Annotated in this window: 20 protein-coding genes; 11 read left to right on the top strand and 9 right to left on the bottom strand. The window is 66.3% G+C overall.

Annotation, left to right across the window (positions count from 1 at the left end):
- Window positions 1-103: 103 nt before the first annotated feature.
- Window positions 104-2,569, bottom strand: a complete 2,466-nt coding sequence (locus tag DOM33_RS10415) for an LPS-assembly protein LptD (protein WP_110668734.1) — start codon at window positions 2,567-2,569, stop codon at window positions 104-106.
- 326 nt (window positions 2,570-2,895) lie between these two features.
- On the opposite strand from DOM33_RS10415, the gene DOM33_RS10410 reads away from it, so the two are divergent.
- The 3 genes from DOM33_RS10410 to DOM33_RS10400 all read left to right on the top strand — a co-directional run bounded on the left by DOM33_RS10410 (window position 2,896) and on the right by DOM33_RS10400 (window position 5,097).
- Window positions 2,896-3,954 carry an aminoglycoside phosphotransferase family protein gene (locus DOM33_RS10410; protein WP_110668732.1) on the top strand — a complete coding sequence of 353 codons (1,059 nt, stop codon included), beginning with the start codon at window positions 2,896-2,898 and terminating at the stop codon, window positions 3,952-3,954.
- The gene (gene murU / locus DOM33_RS10405; protein ID WP_110668730.1) at window positions 3,951-4,616 is read left to right on the top strand and encodes an N-acetylmuramate alpha-1-phosphate uridylyltransferase MurU; all 666 of its coding nucleotides are present in this window, start codon (window positions 3,951-3,953) and stop codon (window positions 4,614-4,616) included. The genes DOM33_RS10410 and murU overlap by 4 nt, the downstream gene beginning before the upstream one ends.
- A gap of 61 nt (window positions 4,617-4,677) precedes the next feature.
- Window positions 4,678-5,097: an OsmC family protein gene (locus DOM33_RS10400; protein ID WP_110668728.1), complete on the top strand. Its 420-nt coding sequence runs from the start codon at window positions 4,678-4,680 to the stop codon at window positions 5,095-5,097.
- A gap of 146 nt (window positions 5,098-5,243) precedes the next feature.
- On the opposite strand, the gene coq7 is transcribed toward DOM33_RS10400, so the two are convergent.
- From coq7 to purD, 4 genes are all read right to left on the bottom strand, one after another.
- Window positions 5,244-5,885, bottom strand: coding sequence for a 2-polyprenyl-3-methyl-6-methoxy-1,4-benzoquinone monooxygenase (gene coq7 / locus DOM33_RS10395; RefSeq protein WP_110668725.1), 642 nt, complete (start codon window positions 5,883-5,885; stop codon window positions 5,244-5,246).
- Between the two features lie 58 nt (window positions 5,886-5,943).
- Window positions 5,944-6,288, bottom strand: a complete 345-nt coding sequence (locus DOM33_RS10390) for a histidine triad nucleotide-binding protein (RefSeq protein ID WP_110668723.1) — start codon at window positions 6,286-6,288, stop codon at window positions 5,944-5,946.
- Window positions 6,289-6,335: 47 nt separating this feature from the next.
- Window positions 6,336-7,208, bottom strand: coding sequence for a phosphoribulokinase (locus DOM33_RS10385; RefSeq protein WP_110668721.1), 873 nt, complete (start codon window positions 7,206-7,208; stop codon window positions 6,336-6,338).
- A gap of 216 nt (window positions 7,209-7,424) precedes the next feature.
- Window positions 7,425-8,717, bottom strand: coding sequence for a phosphoribosylamine--glycine ligase (gene purD, locus DOM33_RS10380; RefSeq protein WP_110668719.1), 1,293 nt, complete (start codon window positions 8,715-8,717; stop codon window positions 7,425-7,427).
- Between the two features lie 188 nt (window positions 8,718-8,905).
- On the opposite strand from purD, the gene DOM33_RS10375 reads away from it, so the two are divergent.
- Window positions 8,906-9,616, top strand: a complete 711-nt coding sequence (locus tag DOM33_RS10375; protein ID WP_110669003.1) for a 16S rRNA (uracil(1498)-N(3))-methyltransferase — start codon at window positions 8,906-8,908, stop codon at window positions 9,614-9,616.
- 401 nt (window positions 9,617-10,017) lie between these two features.
- A complete protein-coding gene (locus DOM33_RS10370) occupies window positions 10,018-11,343 on the top strand; it encodes a methyl-accepting chemotaxis protein (RefSeq protein ID WP_110668717.1) in 1,326 nt (441 codons plus the stop codon).
- Between the two features lie 75 nt (window positions 11,344-11,418).
- Here DOM33_RS10370 and DOM33_RS10365 read toward each other — a convergent pair whose 3' ends face one another.
- From DOM33_RS10365 to DOM33_RS10350, 4 genes are all read right to left on the bottom strand, one after another.
- Window positions 11,419-11,859 (bottom strand): hypothetical protein, encoded by a 441-nt coding sequence (locus DOM33_RS10365; RefSeq protein ID WP_110668716.1) that lies wholly within the window; start codon window positions 11,857-11,859, stop codon window positions 11,419-11,421.
- Window positions 11,856-14,066 (bottom strand): flagellar biosynthesis GTPase FlhF, encoded by a 2,211-nt coding sequence (gene flhF / locus DOM33_RS10360; RefSeq protein WP_162617952.1) that lies wholly within the window; start codon window positions 14,064-14,066, stop codon window positions 11,856-11,858. Before flhF ends, DOM33_RS10365 begins: the two co-directional genes overlap by 4 nt.
- A gap of 130 nt (window positions 14,067-14,196) precedes the next feature.
- Complete coding sequence (locus DOM33_RS10355) at window positions 14,197-15,669, bottom strand: lytic murein transglycosylase (protein WP_239495333.1); 1,473 nt, start codon at window positions 15,667-15,669, stop codon at window positions 14,197-14,199.
- A 125-nt stretch (window positions 15,670-15,794) separates the two neighbouring features.
- Entirely contained in the window at window positions 15,795-16,823 is a 1,029-nt protein-coding gene (locus tag DOM33_RS10350; RefSeq protein WP_110668712.1) for a deoxyribodipyrimidine photo-lyase, read from the bottom strand.
- Between the two features lie 343 nt (window positions 16,824-17,166).
- Here DOM33_RS10350 and DOM33_RS16175 point away from each other — a divergent pair, with 343 nt between their 5' ends.
- From DOM33_RS16175 to DOM33_RS10325, 6 genes are all read left to right on the top strand, one after another.
- Window positions 17,167-17,346 carry a hypothetical protein gene (locus DOM33_RS16175; protein WP_162617951.1) on the top strand — a complete coding sequence of 60 codons (180 nt, stop codon included), beginning with the start codon at window positions 17,167-17,169 and terminating at the stop codon, window positions 17,344-17,346.
- Between the two features lie 266 nt (window positions 17,347-17,612).
- Window positions 17,613-20,417, top strand: coding sequence for a monovalent cation/H+ antiporter subunit A (locus DOM33_RS10345; RefSeq protein WP_110668710.1), 2,805 nt, complete (start codon window positions 17,613-17,615; stop codon window positions 20,415-20,417).
- Window positions 20,417-20,764: a Na+/H+ antiporter subunit C gene (locus DOM33_RS10340; protein WP_110668708.1), complete on the top strand. Its 348-nt coding sequence runs from the start codon at window positions 20,417-20,419 to the stop codon at window positions 20,762-20,764. The genes DOM33_RS10345 and DOM33_RS10340 overlap by 1 nt, the downstream gene beginning before the upstream one ends.
- The gene (locus tag DOM33_RS10335; protein WP_110668706.1) at window positions 20,761-22,278 is read left to right on the top strand and encodes a monovalent cation/H+ antiporter subunit D; all 1,518 of its coding nucleotides are present in this window, start codon (window positions 20,761-20,763) and stop codon (window positions 22,276-22,278) included. The genes DOM33_RS10340 and DOM33_RS10335 overlap by 4 nt, the downstream gene beginning before the upstream one ends.
- Window positions 22,275-22,772, top strand: coding sequence for a Na+/H+ antiporter subunit E (locus DOM33_RS10330; RefSeq protein WP_110668704.1), 498 nt, complete (start codon window positions 22,275-22,277; stop codon window positions 22,770-22,772). Before DOM33_RS10335 ends, DOM33_RS10330 begins: the two co-directional genes overlap by 4 nt.
- Entirely contained in the window at window positions 22,769-23,038 is a 270-nt protein-coding gene (locus DOM33_RS10325) for a K+/H+ antiporter subunit F (RefSeq protein WP_110668703.1), read from the top strand. The genes DOM33_RS10330 and DOM33_RS10325 overlap by 4 nt, the downstream gene beginning before the upstream one ends.
- Window positions 23,039-23,052: the final 14 nt, after the last annotated feature.

Below are 23,052 nucleotides of genomic sequence, written 5' to 3'. Positions count from 1 at the left end.
CGCGCAGGATTCGAAACGATGGGTCGCGATACACCGCCCCGTTCACACGAGACGATTCGCGATGACGCGGGGTTGGCTCGAAATCAGAGACCACCCCCGCGACTCAGAATTCCGTCGGCCGATAGCCCGGTACCGCGGTCGCGAAGTAGCTGTCGGCATTCTGACCGACGCCACCCAGCCCTTTGAAGACGAAGCGCAGGAAAAGACCGCGATCGGAATAATCGTCCTCGATGTCGTTGGCGGTGTCGTTGTCGTCGACCCATTCACGCCATACCACCTGAACCGCGCTGCAGCAGCTGTTGAACTGGACCCCGGCGAGGGTTTCCAGGTCGCGGCTGTTGGTGTTGTCGTAGAGATAGCGCCCGATCAGATCCAGCGACGCGGTCGCCTTGTAGGCAAACGAGACGTCGTAGTCCTCGCGGTTGTAGTTCAACTGGTCCTCGTCGTCGCCGGAAGGATCGAAGCCCTCGAGCTGCCAGCGATAACCCAGGTTCAGCACGCTCCCGGCGGTACTCATGTACTGCACATAGGCGGACGCTTTCTCGGTCAGAGAGCGGTCGGGGTCGTAGAACCACTCGTAGCGCGAGCGCCAGTGATCGTTGATGCGCCAGTCGAGCTGAGTGATGACCGGCGAGCGGTCGCGGGTGGCGTTGTACCAGTCCTCGTAGTTGCTCTCCCGGTCCGGCAGCGTGTCGGGGTCGCCGTCCATATCGATGTTGCGATCGGAGAAGTAGGCGCTCTGCCCCACCGAGAGATTTAGTCGCTCCCGCCCCGAGGCATCTTCGAGAAAGCGCGTCGAGGCGCCGTAGGATAGCTTGTTGACGTCACCGACCCGGTCGCTACCGGTGAAGCGATACGGCGACCAGAGCTGATTCCAGGAGATCGCCCGCTCGTTGGTATCGAAGTCCGGAAACTCGCTCTGATCCCGCTCCGGCACGTAGGCGTAGTAGAGCCGGGGCTCGAGCGTCTGCCGCCAGGCGCTGTCGAACAGCTCGACGTCGCGCTCGAAGATCAGGCCGGAGTCCAGCGAGTAGACCGGCACGGTACGCGACAGGCTCTCGTCACGATCGGTATCGCGGTTCTCGTAGTCGAGCTCGTAGTTGGTCTGCCAGAGCTGATAGCGCGGCTCGAGGAAACCCCAGCTCGGCTGGGCGCGCCAGCCGACGGCCGGCGTCAGGTTGACACGCCCGCCGTTGGCCGCCTCGCGCAGCTTGATCCGGCCGCTGTCGCCGGCGGTCTCGTTTTCCCAGAAGCCGTCGCTGTCGACGCCGTGCAGGTCGCGCTCGAAGTAGGTCGCGTTGGAGTTCCACTCCTGATAGAAGCCGTTGTCCTGATCCCAGCGGGCGTCGGCGGTCAGGCTCGGCAGCTGGTAGTAGGGACGGTCGTCCTCGTCGAGGGGATAGTCGAGCTTCTGATAGCCCTGGGCGCGGGCATCGAGATTCCAGGTGGTACCGGCATAGGTCAGTCGCGCCAGGCGTTCGAGGTATTCGGTGTCCTGCTCGGCGAAATCGCGGCCGAAGTCGTCGAAGTAGCGGCCGTCGCTTGCGGCACCGTAGCGCAGGCCGTAGTCGAGACGATCGGTGAAGTACCCGTAATGGCGGTAGTCGACGTACCATCGATCCTCGCCCTCGAAGGCGTCGTCCGGATCGTTGGGATTGTCGCTATCGCTGCCGCGGTCGTTGGGCAGATAGGCCCCCTCGATCGAGCCTCGATCGCTGTCCGCGAGGTAGCGGAATTCGCCGCCGAGCAGAGTGCCGTGCTCGCTGAGGTAGCGCGGGGTCAGCGTGGCGTCGTAGTTGGGCGCGAGGTTGAGATAATAAGGCTGGCTGTAGTCGAAGCCGTCGCTGGAGATGCCGACGGCCGGCCAGAGAAAACCGCTCTGGCGACGGTCGTCGATCGGGAAGCGCACCCACGGCCAGTAGAAGACCGGCACTTCGCCCATCTCGAGCCGCGCATGGGTCGCGGTGCCGTAGCCCTGCTCGCGGTCGATGGTGACGTCGTTGCCGACCATTCGCCAGAGGCGACTGTTCGGTTCGCAGGTGGTAAAGCTCGCCTCGGACATGCGGTAGCGACCGTCGGCGAGGCGCTCCATCGACTGGGCGTCACCGCGCGCGCGCTGCTGATGAAGCACGTAGTGCGCGTCGTCGATTCGGGCCGCGTCGCTGTCGAGGGAAACCTGGGCATCGCCGCCGCGCACCAGCAGGCCGGGATAGCGAACCGTGATCGGGCCATCCGCGAAGGCCGTGTCGCGGGCGGCGTTCACCCGGACCTGCGGGGCTTCGAGCTGGCTGTCGCCGCGACGCAGCACCACCTCGCCGCCGAGAATCGTCTCGCCGTCATTGCCGTACTCCGCCGAGGAGGAGTCGGTCAGCACTTCCGCCGGTGACTGCCCCTGCGGGAGCTGGTAGCCCGGTTCGATGTAGCGCCCGGTGCAGAGCGCGCCAGCCGGCGCCTCGTCGCCCCAGGGCGACCAGTCGAGCTGATCCGCGGGAAGTTGTTCCGGGGGCGCCGCCTGAGCCGTCGTCGAGATCAGGCCAGTGAGGGCAGTCCAGACCAGTCGCTTGCCCATGTCCTCTGTGTCCTTGCCGAGTGGAATCGGTATTATACAGACCTCGCCGAGCGTTGCCGCGAGCCCCTGTGTTCTCGTCATCGCGTCTGCCGCGTCCGTCGCCGTCATGCGGGCGATCGGCCGTGCATGCTATCGCATCGCTGATGGAAAAGCCGCGTCTCGCGCGTGCATCTGTCAGGCCACGAATTTGCCGGCACGCGCGAGCGGGTTCAGCATGCGGGGCGAGCGTGGACCCGTCAACTCGATCGACGGCTCGTCGCGGCACTTTCGAAACGCTGTTCGTGACGCTCATCATCACTTCTTTATCGACTCCCACGGAGTTCTTCATGACGCTGCGCCTCGATGCCCTTCGCGACTGGATCGCGCAACGCCACGCGCTGCCCGCGGCTTCGCTCGACCTCGAGGTGGTCGCCGGCGATGCCAGCCTGCGCGGCTACTGCCGGGTCGGTCTGCCCGACAGCCGCACGCGGATCGTCATGGATGCACCGCCGGCCCTCGAGGACAGCCGCCCCTTCGTCGCCATCGGTCGCGAGTGGCGTGACGCCGGCCTGCCGGTGCCGACGATCCACGCCGCCGACCTCGAACGGGGGTTTCTCGAGCTCGACGATCTCGGCGACGACAGTCTGCACCATCACTTCACCGACGAGGCGAGCGCTCGCGCCAGCACCGAACGCGCCCTCGGCGTGCTCGATGCCATCCAGCATCGGGCGCCGGTGGCAACGCTTGCGCCCTACACGCCGGCGTTTCTCGACGAGGAGATGGAGCGCTTCCCCGACTGGGGACTCAGCCGCTGGCTGGAGATCGATACGCCGCCACTCTGGCCCGAGGTGAAAGCCCAGCTGCTCGAGCAGATCGCGACGCTGCCGACGGTGGCCGTGCACCGGGATTTCGACGCCATGAACCTGATGATCCATGAGGACACGCTCTGGATCATCGACTTCCAGGGCGCGCTCGCCGGCCCGCTGGGCTACGACCTGGTCTCGCTGCTGCGCGGTCGCTACCGCCACTGGCCGAAAGAAGACGTGGCGACGTGGATCGAGTCATTTCGCCAGCGCGTGGCGGCGACCGGCGATCTGCCCGCCCACCTCGACCGCGAGGCGTTTCGCACCGCCGTCGAGGCGATCGGGGTGCAGCGTCAGCTCAAGATTCTGGGTCAGTTCTGCCGGCTCCATCTTCGCGACGGCAAACCGCACTATCTCGACTGGCTGCCGCACTTCTTCGCCCAGCTCGACGACGGCCTCGCCGCACTGCCGGCACTTGCGCCCTTTCAGGCCTGGCTTCGCGATACCTATGCCCCCGCGATGCGGGCGCGACTCGCCCAGCATTGCGCGGATCAGCAGCACGCGGATCAGCATCATGCGACAACCGACGGGGACGAGGCATGAAAGCGATGATTCTCGCCGCCGGGCTCGGCACCCGCATGCGTCCGCTCACCGACCACTGCCCCAAACCGCTGCTGCCGGTGGCCGGCAAGCCGCTGATCGTCCACCACCTGGAGCGGCTCGCTGCGGCGGGCTTTACCGAGGTAGTGATCAACGCAAGCTACCGCGCCGAACAGCTCATCCAGGCGCTGGGCGACGGCAGCCGCTACGGCGTTGAGCTTGCCTTCAGCGTCGAGGCCGAACCGCTGGAGACCGCCGGCGGCCTGCGCCACGCCCTGGCCCTGCTCGGCGACGCGCCCTTTCTGCTGCTCAACGGCGACGTCTGGAGCGATTTCCCCCTCGAGGCACTGTCGCTGCAAGAGAGCGATCTGGCGAATCTCGTCATGGTCGACGCCACCGACTTCAACGACGGGGATTTCCATCTCGATGCCGCCGGCCGAGTCCACTCCGGGGGCGAGCCCAAATTCGTCTACGCCGGCGTCGGCGTCATCCACCCCGCCCTCGTTGCCTCGCTCGTCGACGGCGAGCCGGCGAAACTGGCACCGCTTCTGATCGAGGCGATGCGCGCCGGGCGGGTTGGCGGATGTCATCACCGCGGCGACTGGGTGGACGTGGGCACGCCGGCTCGGCTGGCCGAACTGGAGGCGCGGCTGGCGCAGGCGTGAGCCGCGTCGTCGATGTTATCCTCGCGCCATCGACACACCCGTTCATCAAGGAATCGCTCTCATGAAAGCCACAGTCAAATGGACCGACGGGCGTCAGTTCGTCACCGAATCCGGCAGCGGTCACAGCGTCGTGATCGACGGCAACCCCGAAAGCGGCGGTCGCAATACCGGCCCGCGGCCGATGGAGCTGATGCTCATGGGCCTGGGTGGCTGCACCTCCTACGACGTGATCCAGATCCTCGAAAAGGCCCGCGCCGACGTCACCGACTGCGTCGCGACGCTCGAGGCCGAGCGGGCGGATACCACGCCCGCAGTCTTCACCAAGATCCACGTTCACTTCGTGGTCACCGGTCGCGGACTGAAAGATGCCCAGGTAAAACGCGCCGTCGATCTTTCCGCCGAGAAGTACTGCAGCGCCTCGCTGATGCTCGCCCAGGGTGGCGTCGAGATCACCCACGACTACGAAGTCGTCGAAGCCTGAGCCGCAGTGACGGCCTGACACTCGAATACAAAAAACCGCGACGATGTCGCGGTTTTTTTCTGCCTTCCGGTAGCGCCCCGAAGCCAGCTCACTCTTCTTTTGGCTCGAAGGCCTTGGCGCTTGGCGCGAAGCGCGTAGCGCGTAGCTCAAACCCGGTAGACGCTCTTGGTCATCACCTTGGAGACCAGGCGCATGCCCCATTTCACCGGTAGCGGAAAGCGGCTGCCGCCGGACTCCATTGCCCAGCGCTCGTGCTGCGCTTCGTCGATACGCATCTGCTCGAGCACGGCACGGGAGCGCTTGTCATCGACGGGCAGTTTGCGCACGTGCGTCTCGAGGTGGCGGCCCACCTGCTCTTCGGTGGCAGCGACGAAGCCGAGACTCACCCGGTCGCCCACCGCCCCGGCGATGGCGCCGAGCCCGAACGAGGCGGCGTAGAACATCGGGTTGAGATAGCTCGTACGGCCGTCGAGATCCTGCAGACGCTGGTCGCACCACGCAAGGTGGTCGATCTCTTCCGCCGCGGCCGTCTCCATGCGCGCGCGCGTCTCGGCGAGCGTCGCGGTGAGCCCCTGGCCCTGATAGAGGGCCTGTGCGCACACCTCGCCGGTATGGTTGATGCGCATGAGACCGGCGACGTCGCGGCGCTGTTCCGCATCGAGCGGGCCTTCCGGATGGGCGTTGGCCGGTGAGGGCCGACTCGGCTGCGCGGCTCTGGGTGTCAGCGTGCGCAGCACGGTGTCGAACTGATGAATCAAGTTGTCGGTACGAGAGATTCGGCGCGTCATGCGGGCCTCCTTGCGCGTTGCACGCTCACCCGGCGGGCGAGTCGCGGTCGTTCGCTCTTCAGCCCGGCGGCCAGGTCAGGCGGCGTCCGCCGAGCAGGTGCATGTGGATATGATAGACGGACTGGCCGCCGTTCTCGTTGCAGTTCATCACCACGCGATAGCCGTCCTCGGCGAAGCCGAGCTGCTTGGCGAGCTTGGCCGCGGTGTACTGCAGCCGTCCGATCAATGCCAGATCCGTCTCTTCGATGTCGTTGAGGGTCGCGATCGGCTTCTTGGGGATGATCAGAATATGCGTCGGCGCCTGCGGATTGATGTCGTTGAACGCCAGCACCTCGTCGTCCTCGAAGACGATGTCGGCGGGTATCTCGCGAGCGATGATCTTGTCGAAAAGCGTCGGTTCCATGCGTCTCTCCTCGAATCGACGTCGGTTGTGTGGGGGTGGCAGCGCGTTCAGCGAAAGCGGCGCTGCGACAACAGCTGACGCACCTGCGGGGCGAGAATCAGATCCATCGCCAGCGACAGCCGTGCCCCCGGGACGACCAGGGTATTGGGCCGGCTCATGAAGGCATCATGGATCATCGTCACCAGGTAGGGGAAGTCGACCGCGCTCGGATCGCGAAAGCGGATCACCACGAAGGACTCGCCATCGTTGGGCACGTCCTGCAGCTCGAACGGGTTGGAGGTGTCGACGGTCGGCACCCGCTGGAAGTTGATATGGGTGCGCGAGAGCTGCGGCTGGATATAGCGCACGTAGTCCTGCATTCGGCCCAGGATGGTGTCGATCACCGCCTCCTGAGAGTAGCCGCGCAGCTTGGTGTCGCGGTCGATCTTCTGCAGCCACTCGAGATTGATGGTCGGCGCCACGCCGATGAGCATGTCGACGTGCCGGGCGATATCGTACTCGTGGGTCACCAGCCCGCCGTGCAGCCCCTCGTAGAGCATCAGGTCCGTGCCGCTGGGGATCGGCTGCCAGTCGGTAAAGGTACCCACCTGCCAGCCCGCCTCGATCATTCGCTTGTCTTCGGCGTGGATGTAGTGGCGATAGGTCCCCTTGCCGCTCTCGCCGTACTCCTGGAAGAGCCCGTCGAGACGCTCGATCAGGTTGGCGTCGACCGAGAAGTGCGAAAGCTCCGCCTTGCGCTCGGGCTCGACCTGCAGGATCTCGGCGAGCTCCGCCCGGGAGTAGCGGTGGAAGGCGTCGCCGTCGATGAAGGCAGCGTGGACGTCCTCGCGGGCGAACATGCGCTCGAAGGTGCGCTTGACCGTCGTGGTGCCGGCCCCGGAGGAGCCGGTGACGGCAATGATGGGAAACTCACGCGACATCGCAGACTCCGCGTCTCATGTCCGAGGGTTTCGACACCGCATCGGCGCTCGACGGCGCATGCCGTCTCGTGGCGTCGCTGTGGCGCTGTCGCAGAACCTGCATGACCCGATCCTTCTGGCGATCGCCCCGCGGGGCGTGACGTGTTCGACCTGTCTGTTTCTCCGACTTCGATCCGCCTCGGCTGGCCTCGATCCGGCTCGACCGAGCCTGGCGCCTCAGATCTCGCGTTCGCGATCGATCGCCCGATGCGCGATGTCGCGGCGATAGCCGGCCCCTTCCCAGCGCACGAACTCGAGACCGGCATAGGCCCGAGAGGCGGCGTCGGCGACGCTATCGCCGAGAGCGGTCACACATAGCACACGCCCGCCGCTGGTGACGACGCGACCATCGTCGTCGAGCGACGTACCGGCGTGAAAGACCTTGCAGCCCGTCTCCCCGGCGGCATCGAAACCGCCAATGACGTCGCCCTTGGGATAGCGGCCCGGATAGCCCTCGGCGGCGAGTACCACACCGACCGCTGCGCGCGAGTCCCACGTGCACTCGACCTCGTCGAGGCGGCCCTCGAGTGCGGCCTGACACAGAGTGACGAGATCGCTATCGAGGCGCATCAGGATCGGCTGGGTTTCGGGATCGCCGAAGCGGCAGTTGTACTCGATCACCTTGGGGGCGCCGTCCGGATCGATCATGAGGCCGGCGTAGAGAAAGCCGGTGTAGGGATGCCCCTCGGCGGCCATGCCTGCGACCGTCGGGCGGATCACCTCGTCCATGATGCGCTGATGGACGACCTCGGTGACCACGGGGGCCGGAGAGTAGGCGCCCATGCCCCCGGTATTGGGGCCGGTGTCGCCGTCGCCGGCACGCTTGTGGTCCTGACTGGTGGCGAGCGCGAGCACGTGCTCGCCGTCGACCATGACGATGAAGCTCGCCTCCTCGCCCTCGAGGAACTCCTCGATCACCACGCGGGCGCCGGCGTCACCGAAGGCGTTGTCCTCGAGCATGTCGCGGATCGCGGTTTCGGCCTCGGCGTCGGTCATGGCGACGACCACGCCCTTGCCCGCCGCGAGTCCATCGGCCTTGATCACGATGGGTGCCCCGCGCTCACGCAGATAGTCGAGCGCCGCGGGCACCTCGGCGAAGGTGCGATAGGCGGCGGTGGGAATCGCGTGACGATCGAGGAAATCCTTGGTGAACGCCTTGGAGCCTTCGAGCTGAGCAGCCGCCTGGGTCGGTCCGAAGATCGCGAGTCCAGCGTTGCCGAAGGCATCGACCACCCCGGCCACCAGCGGTGCCTCGGGCCCGACGATGGTGAGCTCAACGCTATTGTCCTTCGCGAAATCGACCAGTGCCGCGATGTCCATCGCATCGATGGCCACGTTGGTCAGCGCCGGTTCCACGGCCGTGCCGGCATTGCCCGGCGCCACGAACACCGTCTCGACCTGCGCCGACTGCGCGACCTTCCATGCCAGGGCGTGCTCGCGGCCGCCTCCCCCAATGATTAGAACCTTCATCGTTCGCCTTTATCGCGGTTTGCCCGAGTGGATCGCGCATTATGTCAGAAAGGATGCGAGGTCGCCCGAACGGCACCGGCCTCGCCGCGGCTGCACGCCATGTTACGAAGCCCGCGGATTGAGGCACAATGGCCCGCTCTCACAACGGCTTTTGGCCGCTCCTTCATCCGCTCACAGCGTGTCCCGCCATGAACCTCATTCTACTCTCGCCCACGGACTGGACGGACGCCGAACACGCGACGGTGCGGGATTCGCGCCGCCTGCGCCATCTCTTGGAGGTGCACAAGGCGACCCCGGGCGACCGACTCACCGTGGGCGTGCTCGACGGGCGTATCGGTCACGGCGAGCTGCTGTCGCTGGATGCCGATGCCGCGCGCTTTCGCGTCACCCTGGAGCGCGAGCCGCCGGCGCCGCTGCCGGTGCATCTGCTGCTGGCGCTGCCACGCCCGCGGATGCTCGCCCGTACGCTGGAACACACCGCCGCACTCGGCGTGAAACGGCTGACGCTCCTGCACACCCGACGGGTCGAGAAGAGCTACTGGCAGTCGCCGGAACTCAACCCCGAGAAAATCCATCAGCACCTGATGCTCGGACTCGAGCAGGCCCGCGACACCCGCCTGCCGACGGTGACGCTGGAACCGCGCTTCAAACCCTTCGTCGAGGACCGGCTCCCGGCGCTCACGGCCGGTCGTCGCGCACTGATCGCCCATCCCGGCATGGCATCGGCCTGCCCCCGCGGCATCACCGATGACACCCTGCTGGCGATCGGCCCTGAGGGCGGGTTCGTCGACTACGAGGTCGAACGCCTCGTCGACGCCGGCTTCGAGGGCATTCACCTCGGCGAACGCATCCTGCGCGTGGAGACGGCGGTCACCGCCCTGCTCTCGCGGCTGTTCTGAGTCGTCAGCGCGACGGTCTCGCCCCGCTCCCCGCCACCGCTGTCGTCAGGCACGCTCGGCTTTTTTCACGCGGCCCACCCTGCGCGGTCGCGCCGTGACGGCATGCTGCGGGGAGCGTCTGCTCACCCGGTCAAGTGATTGATCTTTGGCGCTTACCTTTGAGCCGATGTCGCCGCCCCCGCGTGGGTGCGGCGAATGCCGTCGGCTCCCGCTCCCGTCGATATCGGCCGCGACCACGGGGTTTGTGGTTCGAGAACAGTGGCGCACGGGCTTAACTTGAATTAAATTTGTTACTTTAAGTAAATTTAGAGCACCGCTGTTAACCCAGACACAACAGAACCGTCCAAGGAATGGCATCGGTTCTCTTGTCCCAACCGGTTTGAGTCAAAAAAGGATTTTCCATGTTCCAGAATGTCAGGCGTCAGTCCCGCCAGGCGTCGCTCGTCGATGCACTCCAACGCACCTCGCTCGTCGTGGAATTCGACGCCGAGCTGCGCGTGATCGACGCCAATGCGGCCTTCCTGGCACTCGTGGGATACGAGCGCGACACGTTGATCGGTACCCCGCACCAGCAGCTCTGCGCCGAGGCGACCGGCGATAGCGACGACGATCGCGACCTCGAGGCGCGTCTTTTCCGCGGCGAATCCGCCAGCGGCTGTTTCCCGCGCCTCACGCGCTCAGGAGAAACGGTCTGGCTGCAGGCGAGCTACAGCCCGATCGAGAATCGACGCGGCGAGGTCGTTCGCGTGGTTCAGATCGCTTTCGATGTCACCCAGCGCGTGTCACGGGCGATGACCGACCAGGGGCGGATGCTCGCTCTCGACCGCTCCATGGCGAGTATCGAATTCGATCTCGACGGCATCATCACGGATGCCAACGACAACTTCTTGAAGGTGACGGGCTACACGCGTGACCAGCTGGTCGGCAATCATCACAACCGGCTCTGCACCGCGAGCTATGCCAAGAGCGACGAGTACCGGCGCTTCTGGCACCGGCTGAACCAGGGCGAGTTCTTTTCGGGGCAGTTCGAGCGCGTTCGCGCCGACGGCCACACGCTCTGGCTCGAGGCGACCTACAACCCCATCCGTGACGCTCGCGGGCGCGTGCAGCGGGTGGTGAAATTCGCCTCCGACATCACCGAGCGAGTGCTGCGACACCAGGCCGAATCGCAACGGGCCGCCATGGCTTACGACATCTCGGCCGAGACGCAGTCGATCTCCGCGCGCGGCAGCGACCTGCTCGACCGGGCGACGGCAGAGATCCACCGCATGGCGGAGGCGATCCACTCGACCTCGGCCCGGGTCGCCAAGCTCCAGGCGCAGTCGAAAGAGATCGACACGCACCTGGCAGCGATCCGGCGCGTCGCCGAGCAGACCAATCTGCTCGCACTCAACGCGGCGATCGAGGCCGCGCGTGCCGGCGAGCATGGCCGCGGTTTCGGGGTGGTATCGCATGAGGTGCGCCAGCTCGCCGAGCGTGCCGCCCGCACCACGCACGATATCGACGCCGTGATCGGCGAGTTCCAGACGCTGACCGAACAGGCAAGCGCCGACATGAGCGGCTGTCTGGCGAGCGTCGAACAGGGCGTTTCGCTGATCGACGACACCGGTGAGATCATTCGTCAGGTACGCGGGCACGCCAACGACGTGGTTTCCGCCGTCGGCGCTCTCACCTCGACCCTGGAGCCGCCCGCGGCGGAGCGCCAATCCGGGGGCGTCGCGGCGTAGCGCTTCGTCTCTCGACCCCGTCACCCCTCGGCGCCGGCATTCCTCGGCCGCGTCGGCTCTCAGCCGCGTCGGCTCTCAGCCGCGTCGCCGGTTCCCGGTCGGCTCTTGGGCGTGCCAGGTATCGCCCCGGGAATGAAGCGCCACGCCCAGAAAGCGCCGGGCGGCCAAGCCGAGGTTGTCGCGCTGCTGCCGGCGCGTCGGGTCCTCGACGTCTGCCGGCCAGACGAGGGTCGGCAGCGGCCCGACGTCTGACGCCATGCGCTTGAGCCAGCGGTACGCGGCGGTCGCGTCGTCGGGCATCGTCTCGATCAGCAGCAGGGCATGGCTCGGTAGGAGGTCGAGCGCATCGTCGAGTCGGACGGGGCGCCAATCCCCGCCGAGCCGCGCCAAGGCATGCGTGAGCGTTGCGGCATCGGGGTCGCCGAGAATCAGCAGCGGCCGGGCGTCGCGCTGCTGCCCATCGTCACGCTGACGCTGCCGCTGCCAGGCACGCAGGCCGGCGGCCTGATCGCTCACGGCGTCGCGGTGCGCGCGCGGCGCAGGGTATCGAGGGCGCTCAGCGCATCCATCAACGCTTCCAGCAGTGCCTTCGGTTTACGCCCACAGCGGCGCTGGGCGATATCGCCAAGGCGCGCCCGTACGTCCATCGCCCAGCCCGCCTCTTCCTGCGCCAGACGCAGGGCGAGCGACGCCAGCGCCGCGGCGAGCTGCCAGCGGTGCGCGCGGTCGGCGAGTTCGGGGCGGCGCTCGGCGAGGAGCCGATCGGCCTGGGCGGTGAGCGTGGGCAGCGTCTCGAGGGTCAGCGAGGCCGTCAGGCGCGATGCCATGTCCAGTCCGGTACGGGCACTGGCGAGCCAGTAGCGCATACCGAGCGGGCGACCTTCGTCGACATCGAACCAGGCCCCCTGCCAGGCGACGACCGCCAGCCCGCCGCTGTCACCGCGGCGCAGGGGTAGCGAGGTCTCCAGCCGGGTCAGCGTGAGGCTCGCGGGACGACCGCGATGACGAATGCCAATCGGGGGCTGCGTCTCGCCGAGCGCCAGGGCCTCGGCGAGGGTCAGCGACTCGCCGGCGTGCTGAATTCGGCGCCCCTTGCCCACCGCGGCGAGCCATCCCGTTCGGGCGACGTCGAGGCGTGCGAGCTGCTCGATCGATGGCAGCGCGGCCAGCAGATGACACTCGACGTCGAGCGAAGCGGCCCAGTCGAAGCGCGCGTCATCCCCGGCAGGGAGCGTGTGCCGTGGCCAGACCCGCGGCTGCGGCAGCACGCTCTCGTCCAGCCCGACCACAGGCATCGCCTGACCGCTGCCGCGAACGGCACTCGACTTGGGCCACCAGAGCGCCGATACCGACGCCGTCTCCGGTTCGCCACGGGCCGCCCGCATGCGGGCGTCGAAGCTTTCGTCGTCGCCCTGGGTGGCCGCTTCGCCGCTCTCGTCCGCCCACGCGCGTCGTAACCACGTCACGCCATCGAGTTCGGCGTCGAGCGTGGCAAAGGTCGTCTCGAGTGCGCGTCCCTGGCGCAGCACGCCGTGGGAGAGCGCCTGCTGGCGCGCCTGTGCCGGAGGCGGCACCGGGGTATCGGTGGAGAACGGCGAGGCCAGATCCTGCCCCAGCGTTTCGGCGAGCAGCGTGTCGAGCGCGACCGGCTCCAGGTCTTCGGGAACGCGCTGACCGCGGGAGAGATAGCAGAGCTTGAGACCGTGACGCATCAATACATCCAGCGCCGGCCCCAGCCGAGTGGCCTCGTCGAGTTTGGTCAGGATGCAGCCCCAGAGCGGCTCCCCGGCTTCCTTCGAGGCGCGCTGCCACGCCTCGACCACCTGTTCCAGCGTGTCGCCGTGGCGTGCCGCATCGAGCACCAGCACGCGGCGCACGCTGACGGGGGTGTCGCCGAGCCGCGCCACCTCCCCCATCAGCCGCTGGTCGCGCTGACTCATGCCGACGGTGTCGATCACCATCATGCGCTTGCCACCGCTGCGTCCCATCAATCCGCGGCGCGGCTGGGCGAGGCGTGTCAGCAGCCCGCCGAGATCGCCCTGCTCGTCGAGGGCATGCACTTCCGCGCCGAGCAGCCGCGCGTAGATACGAAGCTGCTCGGCGGCACCGATTCGGTAGCTGTCGGTGGTGACGAGCGCGACGTCCTTGGGCCCGTGCTGCATCACGTAGCGCGAGGCGAGCTTGGCGGTGGTGGTGGTCTTGCCGGCCCCGGTGGGGCCCACCAGGGCGAAGACCCCGCCTTCGTCGAAGAGCCCACGCTCCTCGTCGAGCACGTCGAGTCGCGCGGCCAGCTGCCGGACGAGCCACGCCTCACGGATCGACTCGCCGCCCTCGCCGGCCTCCATGAGCTCGTCGGGGATCGTTTCGAGGAGGGTATCGCTGAGCGTGGCGCTGAACCCGGCCTGGCGCAGGCGCCGGTGCATGGCGGCGCGAATCTCGCCGCGGGCATCGGAGGCGGGCGTCGCGCCAGAGATCGAGGTCTGCAACAGCGCGCGCATCTCGCCGAGCAGCCGCTCGTTGTAGGCCTCCCACGCCGCCGGTGTCTGTTCGGCCTCACTCGTCGGCGACGCCTCGAGCGCCTGCTCGTGGGCCTGCTCCGACATGGCGACGATTTCGACACCGTCGTCGACGACCCGGTTGGAGAGAATGAGCACGTCCTCGCCGAGCGCCAGGCGAACCTGGCGCATCGTTTCGCGGGTGTTGGCTCCGATGAACCGCTGCACGCCCATGTCTCGCCTCGGTGTTGTCGATCACTGAAAGCGGGAAGTGTGCCACAGACATGGGCCTCGCGAACCGACGAAAAGACGCCGAATCACGCGTCAATCGGCGTTGAAGCCGATCGCGGACGCGCCGTCAGCCGCCGGTGAGACGCTGGATCAGGCGCTGCGTGGGGTAGCCGTCGGGGGTCGTGCCGATGCTGCGCTGATAGGCACGAAGCCCCTTGCGGGTATTGGGTCCGACCAGCCCATCAGGCGTGCCGACATCGAAGCCGTTGGCGTTCAGCGCGCTCTGCAACCGACGGATCTGACTGCGCGACAGCGCCGGCTCGCTACGCGGCCAGTCGGCCTGGATGCCGCCGCGACCCGCGATACGGTCGGAGAGCTTGGCGACCGCCAGGGCGTAGCTGGTCGAGGCGTTGTAGCGCAGAATCGCCCGAAAGTTGGGACCGACCAGGAAGGCGGGCCCCTGAGCGCCGGCGGGCGCGATCACCGAGGCTTCGGCGAAATCCGGCAGCGCTGCGCCGGCAACCGCGGCGACGCCCTGCGCTATCCACTCCTGACTGGAGTGGCGCGTATCGAGTTCGGTCTGGGCGTAATCGAAGTTCTCGGGTAGCCGCACCTCCGCCCCCCACGGCTGGCCCGTTCGCCAACCGGCTCGGGCGAGATAGTTCGCGGTCGACGCCATCACATCGGGGATGCTGCCCCAGATGTCCCGGCGGCCGTCGCCATCCTCATCGACGGCGTAGGCGAGAAAGCTCGAGGGGATGAACTGCGTATGCCCCATGGCCCCGGCCCAGGAGCCGCGCATGCGATCGCGGTCGATGTCGCCGTTCTGGAGAATCTCGAGTGCCGCCATCAGCTCGTCGCGAGCGAAGGACTGGCGCCGACCGTCGAAGCCGAGCGTGGAGAGCGCATCGATCGTCTCGAAGTCGCCGAAATTGCTGCCGTAGTTACTCTCGATCCCCCAGATCGCCACGATTACCTCCGCCGGCACGCCGTACTCGCGCTCGACGGCGGACGCCGTGTCGCGATGGGCGGCGAGCCGCTCGCGGCCGTTGCTGATCCGCGAGTCGGAGACCGCCGTGTCCAGATAGCTCCAGATCTGACGGGAGAACTCCGGCTGCGAACGGTCGTACTCGAGGATCTTCGGCTGGAAACTCGCCTGGCCGAAGGCAGCCTCGAGCGTCGCCCGGTCGATCCCCTCCGCCGCCGCGTGCCGGCGAAACGATGCCACCCAGGCGTCGAATTCAGCACTATCGCGGCTCGTTGAGGCATCGATACCGTTCGACGACGCCTGCGCGCTCGGCTCATTCGACGCTCCTGAATTCGGCGGGTTCGACGATCCCGAATTCGACTCATTCGACGGTGCCGGACTCGGCTGGCTCGACGATCCCGGATTCGGCTGATCCGCGGCGCCGGTCTCGCCCGCACTGGCCGTTGCGGCCCCGTTCGCGCTCGGCGCCTGGGTATCGGCAACGCTCTGACACCCCATCAGCGACAGCGACAGACAGAGCGATAGCGCGGCGGCACGCCGACGTGAGGGCGGCCCCGGCCGGTCGGCGGATGCTGAGACGACGTGGCGGTAGGAGAAAGAGGAACGAGTCACGAGGCACATCCTTAAATACGAGAGATCCTGGGGCTCGCCACCGGACGACATCGACGAGCGACAGCGAACGGGCCCGGCGGCGACCGAAATCGCAGTGTAGTCGATTCCGGTGGCCCCGAGCCGGCTCAGTAGCGGTCGAACCAGGAGCCGGTGACGCTTGCGGATGGTGCCACCGGCTCGGTGATGTCATCGCCTGGCGCTTCGTAGCGCGGGGGGCGGGGCGGGCTCTCGAATGCGGCCTCCATTCCGCGATAGCGGCGCTCGCCCCGGCCGGTGGGATCGATCAGGGCCGGTGCGCCGAGCCGCTCGTGGCGTCCCGACTCACGCTGCCAGCGCAGGTACTCCTGCCACAGCAGCTCATGGCGTAGCCAGCGCCAGGGCTTTGACTGCCCCGCCGCGCCGTTCGACTGGCAGAGCGCGTAGAGCTGGCGAGCGGAGACGCTGCCGATCGCGAGCGCCAGCTGCAGTTCGCCGACGTGGGCCAGGGTCAGCGTGATGTCGCCGCGGGCGAGCTGATTCAACAGCCGCTGTACGCCGTCTTCGCCGTCGCGAAGTGTCGCGGGGCTGAACGCTGACAGAATCGGCAGCGACAGGCTCTCCATCGATGGCAACCCCCTCGGTCCGTTCTCCGGCCAAGGCGGCAGCGTGATCGGCAGGGCGACCGTGATCGGCGCCAGCGGATCCAGCGCACTCAGCCTTTCGAGAAACGCCGGAAAGCTGGGCGTCACGGCCCCCGCCGGTATCGGGGGGAGTGCAAACAGCGGGGTCTCCGGTAGCCGCTCGACGCGATCGCCACCGATGGCGGCGGCGACTCGGGCCAGACTCTCCTGCTCGTTGCCCCCTTCGAGATCGTGCACGCACAGACACTCGGCGCCCAGCCGGTGCATCAGCGGCGGCAGCAGTCGTTCGGGTTCGCCGACGCAGACGAGCAGATCGCTGCCGCGGGTCAGCAGGTTGCCGCGCAGCGCCATCAGGCTCTCCCACAGCAGTGCCCACTGGGCCGGCGCCAAGCGACGGGCGGGGTCGTCCATCCAGCTCGGTTCGAGTACGTAGACGCAGAGCTGCGACTCGGCGCGCGCTCGTCCGGCGAAGAGGTCGTTGTCGATCAGACGTAGATCGCGCCTGAGCCATATCACGTCACACCGTACTGTCATCGACGTCCTCTCTGATCACTTTCGACACCGCTGTCGACGCCAAGCGGATTTTTCCGTCGTCTCGCCCATGCGTGCCTTCGGGAGTCCTCGCGACACACAGTGTACGAAAGCCGTTGAATGATGCGACACCCGGTCGCACCGCGCGCGTCACGATGGGCGTCGCCCTCGGCAATCGCCCAGCACCGTGCCCGCCCATCTATGGCTAGGGGCATATCACCGTGATAGAGTCAGATCAACGCAACCGCTCGACGACTGTAAATATCCAATACTTTCAACAATTTCACGGTTGAAAACAATCCTACGACAATACCGTGTCGAGCGATTTGAAGGGAGGAGAGACACCATGCCGGGCCCCCCGCCTAGCCAGCGCCTGCTGACAAGCGCGACCTGTCGTATCGGTGCCCAGACTCTGTCACCGAACGCCGCCACGACGATGTCGATCGACGGTCGAATCCCTGCGTGGATGCTAGCGCCGCGCGCCGTCCGCTATCCCTTCCTCACCGATCCACCTCAGCGCCTCTGATCTCAGGGTAGCCAGTCGACTCGCGACCCCGCGCGCGACCGCCTCATGACGACCGCCCCCACTCTCGAGTGGACGAAGATCAACTGGCCGAGCCTGCACACACGCCCTCGACGAGCCCATTCACCGAGCTGGCGTCATCGACATCGCTACACTGAATCGGACGACCGTCGAGACCCGTTCTCGTACTCGCCCTGTCGATGCCCACGTGCGCTGTCTCGATGACGATGTGGGCTCGCTTCTCGGCCAACGACTAGAGCAATACATTCATGGCACTGCCGCTGATCGTTCTACTGCCCCTGCTGGGCAGTCTCGTCTCCCTGATGGGCAACAACCGGCAACGCAACGTTCTGACCGTGATGACGGCGATACTGCCGGCCATCGCGCTGGCCATCGTGCTGGTTCACGTGCCCGACGTGCTGGCGGGTAACGTACCGCGCTTCGCGATTCCCTGGGTGCCCCAGCTGGGACTGGACTTCGCGCTGCGACTCGATGGTCTGTCGCTGCTGTTTCTGCTGCTGATACTCGGCATCGGCCTGCTGATCGTTCTCTACGCTCGCTACTATCTGTCCCCCGAGGACAGCATGCCGCGATTCTACAGCTACATGATGCTCTTCATGACGTCCATGATCGGCATCGTGATGGCGGACAACCTGCTGCTGCTGTGGGTCTTCTGGGAGCTGACCAGCCTGTCGTCGTTTCTGCTGATCGGCTACTGGTACCACCAGAGCGAAGCCCGACGCGGCGCGCGCATGGCGTTGACGGTCACCGGCATGGGCGGCCTTGCGCTGCTCGCCGGGTTCCTGTTGATCGGCCATATCGTGGGGACGTTCGATCTCCAGACGGTGCTCGACAGTCGCGAGCTGATCCTGGCCGATCCGCGCTATCTGCCGGCGCTGCTGCTGGTGCTGCTGGGCGCTTTCACCAAGTCGGCCCAGTTCCCATTCCACTTCTGGCTGCCACATGCAATGGCCGCCCCGACCCCGGTCTCGGCGTTTCTCCATTCGGCGACCATGGTCAAGGCCGGCGTGTTTCTGCTGGCGCGGATGCATCCGGCGCTCGCGGGCTCTCAGCTGTGGCTCTACATCGTCACGCTGACCGGGCTTGTGACGATGATCTACGCCGCCTACTTCGCGCTGCTGAAGTACGACCTCAAGGGCGTGCTGGCGTTCTCGACGGTGAGCCATCTCGGCCTGATCACGATGCTCTTCGGGCTGGACAGCAAGCTTGCGGTCGTCGCCGGTCTCTTTCACATCATCAATCACGCCACCTTCAAGGCGGCGCTGTTCATGTCGGCGGGCATCATCGACCACGAGAGCGGGACTCGCGACATTCGCAAGCTCAGCGGATTGCGCCACTACATGCCGGTGACCGCGGTTCTTGCGCTGCTGGCGGCGGCGTCGATGGCGGGCGTACCGCTGCTCAACGGTTTCCTCTCCAAGGAGATGATGCTCACCGAAACGCTCGGCACGGGTATCCTCGGCGGGCTGGCGTGGCTGATTCCGGTACTCGCGACGATCGGCAGCCTGCTCTCCGTGGCCTACTCGCTGCGCTACGTGCGCAACGTCTTCTTCGGCCCGAAAGCGGAAGACCTGCCGCAGACGCCGCACGAGGCGCCGTTCTTCATGCGCCTGCCGATGATGGTGCTGGTCGCCCTGTGCATCGTGATCGGCCTGCTGCCGGCGCTGAGCGTTACCGGACTCCTGGAGGCGGCGGCGCAAGCCACGCTGCTGTCCCCCCGGCCCGAGCTGCATCTGGCGATCTGGCACGGCTTCAATCTGCCGCTGCTGATGAGCGCCGTGGCGCTCGCCGGCGGCGCGGGGCTCTACTGCGTGCGGCGTAAGCTCTTCAGCTTTCATCGCCAGTTCCCCCAGCGCAACGCGCTGATGAACTTCGAGTTCAACGTTCGTCGCGTCCAGACATGGACCCAGACGATGATCGATCGCCTGGAGAACGGCTCGCTGCAGCGCTACATGCTGTGGCTGATCGTCGCCGTGCTGTTCTTGACCGGAAGCGGCCTGCTCGACCTGACCCAGCTGACGGGCCCGACGCCCAACCAGCCCCTCGACGGCCTGCTGATCGTCGGCGGTGTGATCACCATTCTCGCCGGGGTCGGCACGGCGGTGATGCACCGCCGTCGCCTAGTTTCGCTGATCATGCTGTCGGTCGTCGGACTGATGGTGTCGCTCGCCTTTGCCCGCTTCTCGGCCCCGGACCTGGCGCTGACACAGCTGGCGGTCGAGGTGGTGACGGTCATTCTGCTGATGCTGGCGCTGTTCTTCTTGCCGCAGCGCACGCCCAAGGAGTCCAGCGGCGGGCGGATCATCCGCGACGTGCTGCTGGCCGCCGGCTTCGGTGGCGTCGTGACCAGCCTCAACTACGCGCTGCTGACCCGCCCTCTCGACACCATTTCGGGTTTCTTCCTCGACAACAGCGTCAGCGGGGGCGGCGGTCACAACGTGGTCAACGTCATCCTGGTCGACTTCCGCGGCTTCGATACGCTCGGCGAGATCACGGTGCTGTGCATCGCGGCAATCGGCATCTACAAGCTGCTCAATCGGCTGCGACTGTTCATGCCGTCGAGCGACAGCGAGGGCCGCCCCTGGTCGAAGGACCTGCACCCGATGCTGCTGGGCACCGTCTCGCAGTCGTTGCTGCCGCTGGCACTGCTGGTGTCGGTGTTCATCTTCCTGCGTGGACACAATGAGCCCGGTGGCGGCTTCATCGCCGGGCTGGTCACCGCCGTGGCGCTGATCCTGCTCTACATCGCCCGCGGCGTCGATTGGGCCCAGGAGCGACTCTCCTTTCACTACCAGCCCATCGCGGTATCGGGCGTGACGATCGCGGCATTCACGGGACTCGGTAGCTGGGTCTTCGGTCACAACTTCCTGACGTCGGCCTTCGGTCACTTCACGATTCCGTACATCGGGGAGATCGAGCTGGCAACGGCCATGTTCTTCGATCTGGGTGTCTATCTCACCGTCGTCGGGGCGACGCTGATGATCCTCGCCAACCTGGGCAAGCTGACCACACCGCACCGGCCCAGCAAAGAGAACAGCAAGGAGACCCTCTGATGGAAGCGCTCTTTTCCACCGTCACCGGCTTTCTCGCCGCCAGCGGTCTCTATCTCGCCCTACGGGGACGCACGTTTCCCGTGGTCGTCGGACTCACGCTACTGTCCTATGCGGTGAATCTGTTCCTGTTCTCGACGGGGGGTCTGACGACCGACGGCGCTGCGGTGATCAGCGATGATGCGGCGCGTTATGCCGACCCGCTCCCCCAGGCGCTGGTACTGACCGCCATCGTCATCGGCTTCGCCATGACCGCGTTCTCGGTCATCCTGGCGATGCGCGTGCGCGGCGATCTGGGCAGCGACCAGGTCAACGACCAGCGTGAAGAGTCCAAGGAGGAGAAATCATGATGCAGCACCTGCTCGTTCTACCGGTGCTGCTGCCGCTACTCAGCGGGCTGTTGATGCTGGTCAAGCGCGACGCCACGCGCCTGCCCCGACGCGGCATCGCACTCGTCTCCACGGCGCTGCTGGTGGTGGTGACCGTCATCATGGTGCTCGAAAGCCGCAGCGGTGAGATCAGCTATTACGCCCTGGGCGACTGGCAGCCGCCGTTCGGTATCATTCTGGTGCTCGACCGGCTTTCCGCCCTGATGGTCTGTCTCACCAGCATCCTGGCGCTCGGCAGCGTCGCCTATGCCTGCGCCGGCGACGATCGCAAGGGCAGCAACTTCCACGGCCTCTTCCAGCTGCAGCTCATGGGGATCAACGGCGCCTTCCTGACGGGCGATCTGTTCAACCTGTTCGTCTTCTTCGAGGTGCTGCTGATCGCCTCCTACTCGCTGCTCATGCACGGCGGCGGCAAGGATCGAACCCAAGCGGGCTTTCACTACGTGGCGCTCAATCTCGCCGGCTCGGCGATGTTCCTGATCGCGCTCGGCGTGCTCTACGGCACGCTGGGCACGCTCAACATGGCGGACATGGCGCAGCGGGTCGCCATGCTCGACGTGGATCGGCTGGGGCTGGTCGAAGCCGGCGCGTTTCTGCTGCTGGTGGTGTTCGGGCTCAAGGCCGCGATCCTGCCCCTCTACTTCTGGCTGCCGCGGGCGTATGCCAGCGCTCCGGCCCCGGTGGCGGCGCTGTTTGCGATCATGACCAAGGTGGGTATCTACGCCATCCTGCGCGTCTACACGCTGATCTTCGGCGAAAGTGCGGGGGAGCTTGCGAATTTCGTGCAGCCGTGGCTGTGGTGGTTTGCCCTGGCGACGCTGGCGCTCGGCGGCGTGGGCGTGCTGTCGGCGCGGGATCTGCGCACGCAGGTCGCCTATCTGATCATCATTTCGGTGGGCACGCTCCTGGTCGGCGTGAGCATGAACCGGGAGGCGCCCATCGCCGCCCTGCTCTATTACATGATCCACACGACGCTGGTGAGCGGTGGGCTGTTTCTGCTGGCCGATGCCATCAGCGAGCAGCGCGGCAAGGCGGGGGCGCGCATCGTGCCCGGGCGCGGCGTCACCCAGCCCAGCCTGCTGGGGTTCTTCTACTTTCTCGGCGCCGTGACGGTCATCGGCCTGCCGCCGCTTTCCGGTGCGATCGGTAAAGCGCTGCTACTCGACTCGGCACAGCCCGGCGAGCAGATGTGGCTGTGGCCGTTGCTGCTGCTGTCGAGCCTTGCCGGTATCGTTGCCATGGGCCGCAGCGGATCGACCATCTTCTGGAAGGCCAAGCCCGGCGACAGCGACGGCCCGCGTCTGCAGCCGGCAATGCTCGCCGGTCTGATCCTGCTGCTGGGGGCGTCACCGGTTTTGTCGCTGCTAGCCGGCCCCATCACTGAGTTTACCGACGCCAGCGCGACACAGCTGCTCGATCCCGGTCAGTACGCGCAGTCGATTCTGTTGCAGAACGCTACTGGAGATGGCTCATGATTCCTCCGACTCGCGGTCTACCCATGCCGGTCCTCTCGCTGCTGCTGCTCGTCGTCTGGCTGCTGTTGCAGCACAGCCTGGCCTTGGGACAGTGGCTACTCGGTGGCGTGCTGGCGATCGCCATCCCGCTGGTCTGTCAGCCGTTCTGGGAACGCCAGCAAAGGGCCAGGCGGCCGTTCAAGCTTCTGCGCTACGTGCTGCGGGTCCTCGTCGACATCGTCGTTGCCAACCTCGAAGTCTCCAAACTGATACTCGATCCGAGAGGCAAGCTGCGGCCGGCGCTGGTCGAATATCCGCTGACGCTCAAACAGAACTTCCCGATCACGATTCTCGCCAGCACGATCACGTTGACGCCGGGCACCGTGTCGGCGCACCTGCGACTCGACGGTCGTACGCTCCTGATTCACGCCCTCGACGTGGCGGACATCGATGCCTTGATCGACGAGATTCACCAGCGCTACGAACGCCCTCTGATGGAGATCTTCGAGCCATGATCGATACCGCACTCTGGATCTCGCTGGCGCTGTTTTCCGCTGCCATCTCGCTCAACTTCTATCGCGCCGTGATCGGCCCCAGCCTACCGGACCGCATCCTGGCGGTGGATACGATGTACATGAACTCCATCGCCCTGATCGTGATCTTCGGTATCTGGGTCAACGGCAAGAACTACTTCGAGGCCGCGCTGCTGATCGCCATGCTGGGCTTCATCAGCACCATCGCCATCTGCAAGTACCTGCTGCGCGGCGACATCATCGAATAGACGACGCGCGACGA

The sequence above is a fragment of the Salinicola halophilus genome (assembly GCF_003206155.1).
Lineage (GTDB): Bacteria > Pseudomonadota > Gammaproteobacteria > Pseudomonadales > Halomonadaceae > Salinicola > Salinicola halophilus.
The sequence above is the reverse complement of the archived record's forward strand: the minus strand, read 5'-3'. Positions and strand labels throughout refer to the sequence as shown.

Bases quoted from the DNA above. Each gene is read 5' to 3' on its own strand.
- DOM33_RS10350 (WP_110668712.1), bottom strand. From the start codon at position 16,823: ATGACAGTACGGTGTGACGTGATATGGCTCAGGCGCGATCTACGTCTG.
- DOM33_RS10385 (WP_110668721.1), bottom strand. From the start codon at position 7,208: ATGTCGCGTGAGTTTCCCATCATTGCCGTCACCGGCTCCTCCGGGGCC.
- DOM33_RS10325 (WP_110668703.1), top strand. From the start codon at position 22,769: ATGATCGATACCGCACTCTGGATCTCGCTGGCGCTGTTTTCCGCTGCC.
- DOM33_RS10375 (WP_110669003.1), top strand. From the start codon at position 8,906: ATGAACCTCATTCTACTCTCGCCCACGGACTGGACGGACGCCGAACAC.
- DOM33_RS10340 (WP_110668708.1), top strand. From the start codon at position 20,417: ATGGAAGCGCTCTTTTCCACCGTCACCGGCTTTCTCGCCGCCAGCGGT.
- DOM33_RS10400 (WP_110668728.1), top strand. From the start codon at position 4,678: ATGAAAGCCACAGTCAAATGGACCGACGGGCGTCAGTTCGTCACCGAA.
- purD (WP_110668719.1), bottom strand. From the start codon at position 8,717: ATGAAGGTTCTAATCATTGGGGGAGGCGGCCGCGAGCACGCCCTGGCA.
- DOM33_RS10415 (WP_110668734.1), bottom strand. From the start codon at position 2,569: ATGGGCAAGCGACTGGTCTGGACTGCCCTCACTGGCCTGATCTCGACG.
- DOM33_RS10370 (WP_110668717.1), top strand. From the start codon at position 10,018: ATGTTCCAGAATGTCAGGCGTCAGTCCCGCCAGGCGTCGCTCGTCGAT.
- DOM33_RS10330 (WP_110668704.1), top strand. From the start codon at position 22,275: ATGATTCCTCCGACTCGCGGTCTACCCATGCCGGTCCTCTCGCTGCTG.
- DOM33_RS10345 (WP_110668710.1), top strand. From the start codon at position 17,613: ATGGCACTGCCGCTGATCGTTCTACTGCCCCTGCTGGGCAGTCTCGTC.
- DOM33_RS10335 (WP_110668706.1), top strand. From the start codon at position 20,761: ATGATGCAGCACCTGCTCGTTCTACCGGTGCTGCTGCCGCTACTCAGC.
- DOM33_RS10410 (WP_110668732.1), top strand. From the start codon at position 2,896: ATGACGCTGCGCCTCGATGCCCTTCGCGACTGGATCGCGCAACGCCAC.
- DOM33_RS10390 (WP_110668723.1), bottom strand. From the start codon at position 6,288: ATGGAACCGACGCTTTTCGACAAGATCATCGCTCGCGAGATACCCGCC.
- coq7 (WP_110668725.1), bottom strand. From the start codon at position 5,885: ATGACGCGCCGAATCTCTCGTACCGACAACTTGATTCATCAGTTCGAC.
- DOM33_RS16175 (WP_162617951.1), top strand. From the start codon at position 17,167: ATGCCGGGCCCCCCGCCTAGCCAGCGCCTGCTGACAAGCGCGACCTGT.
- murU (WP_110668730.1), top strand. From the start codon at position 3,951: ATGAAAGCGATGATTCTCGCCGCCGGGCTCGGCACCCGCATGCGTCCG.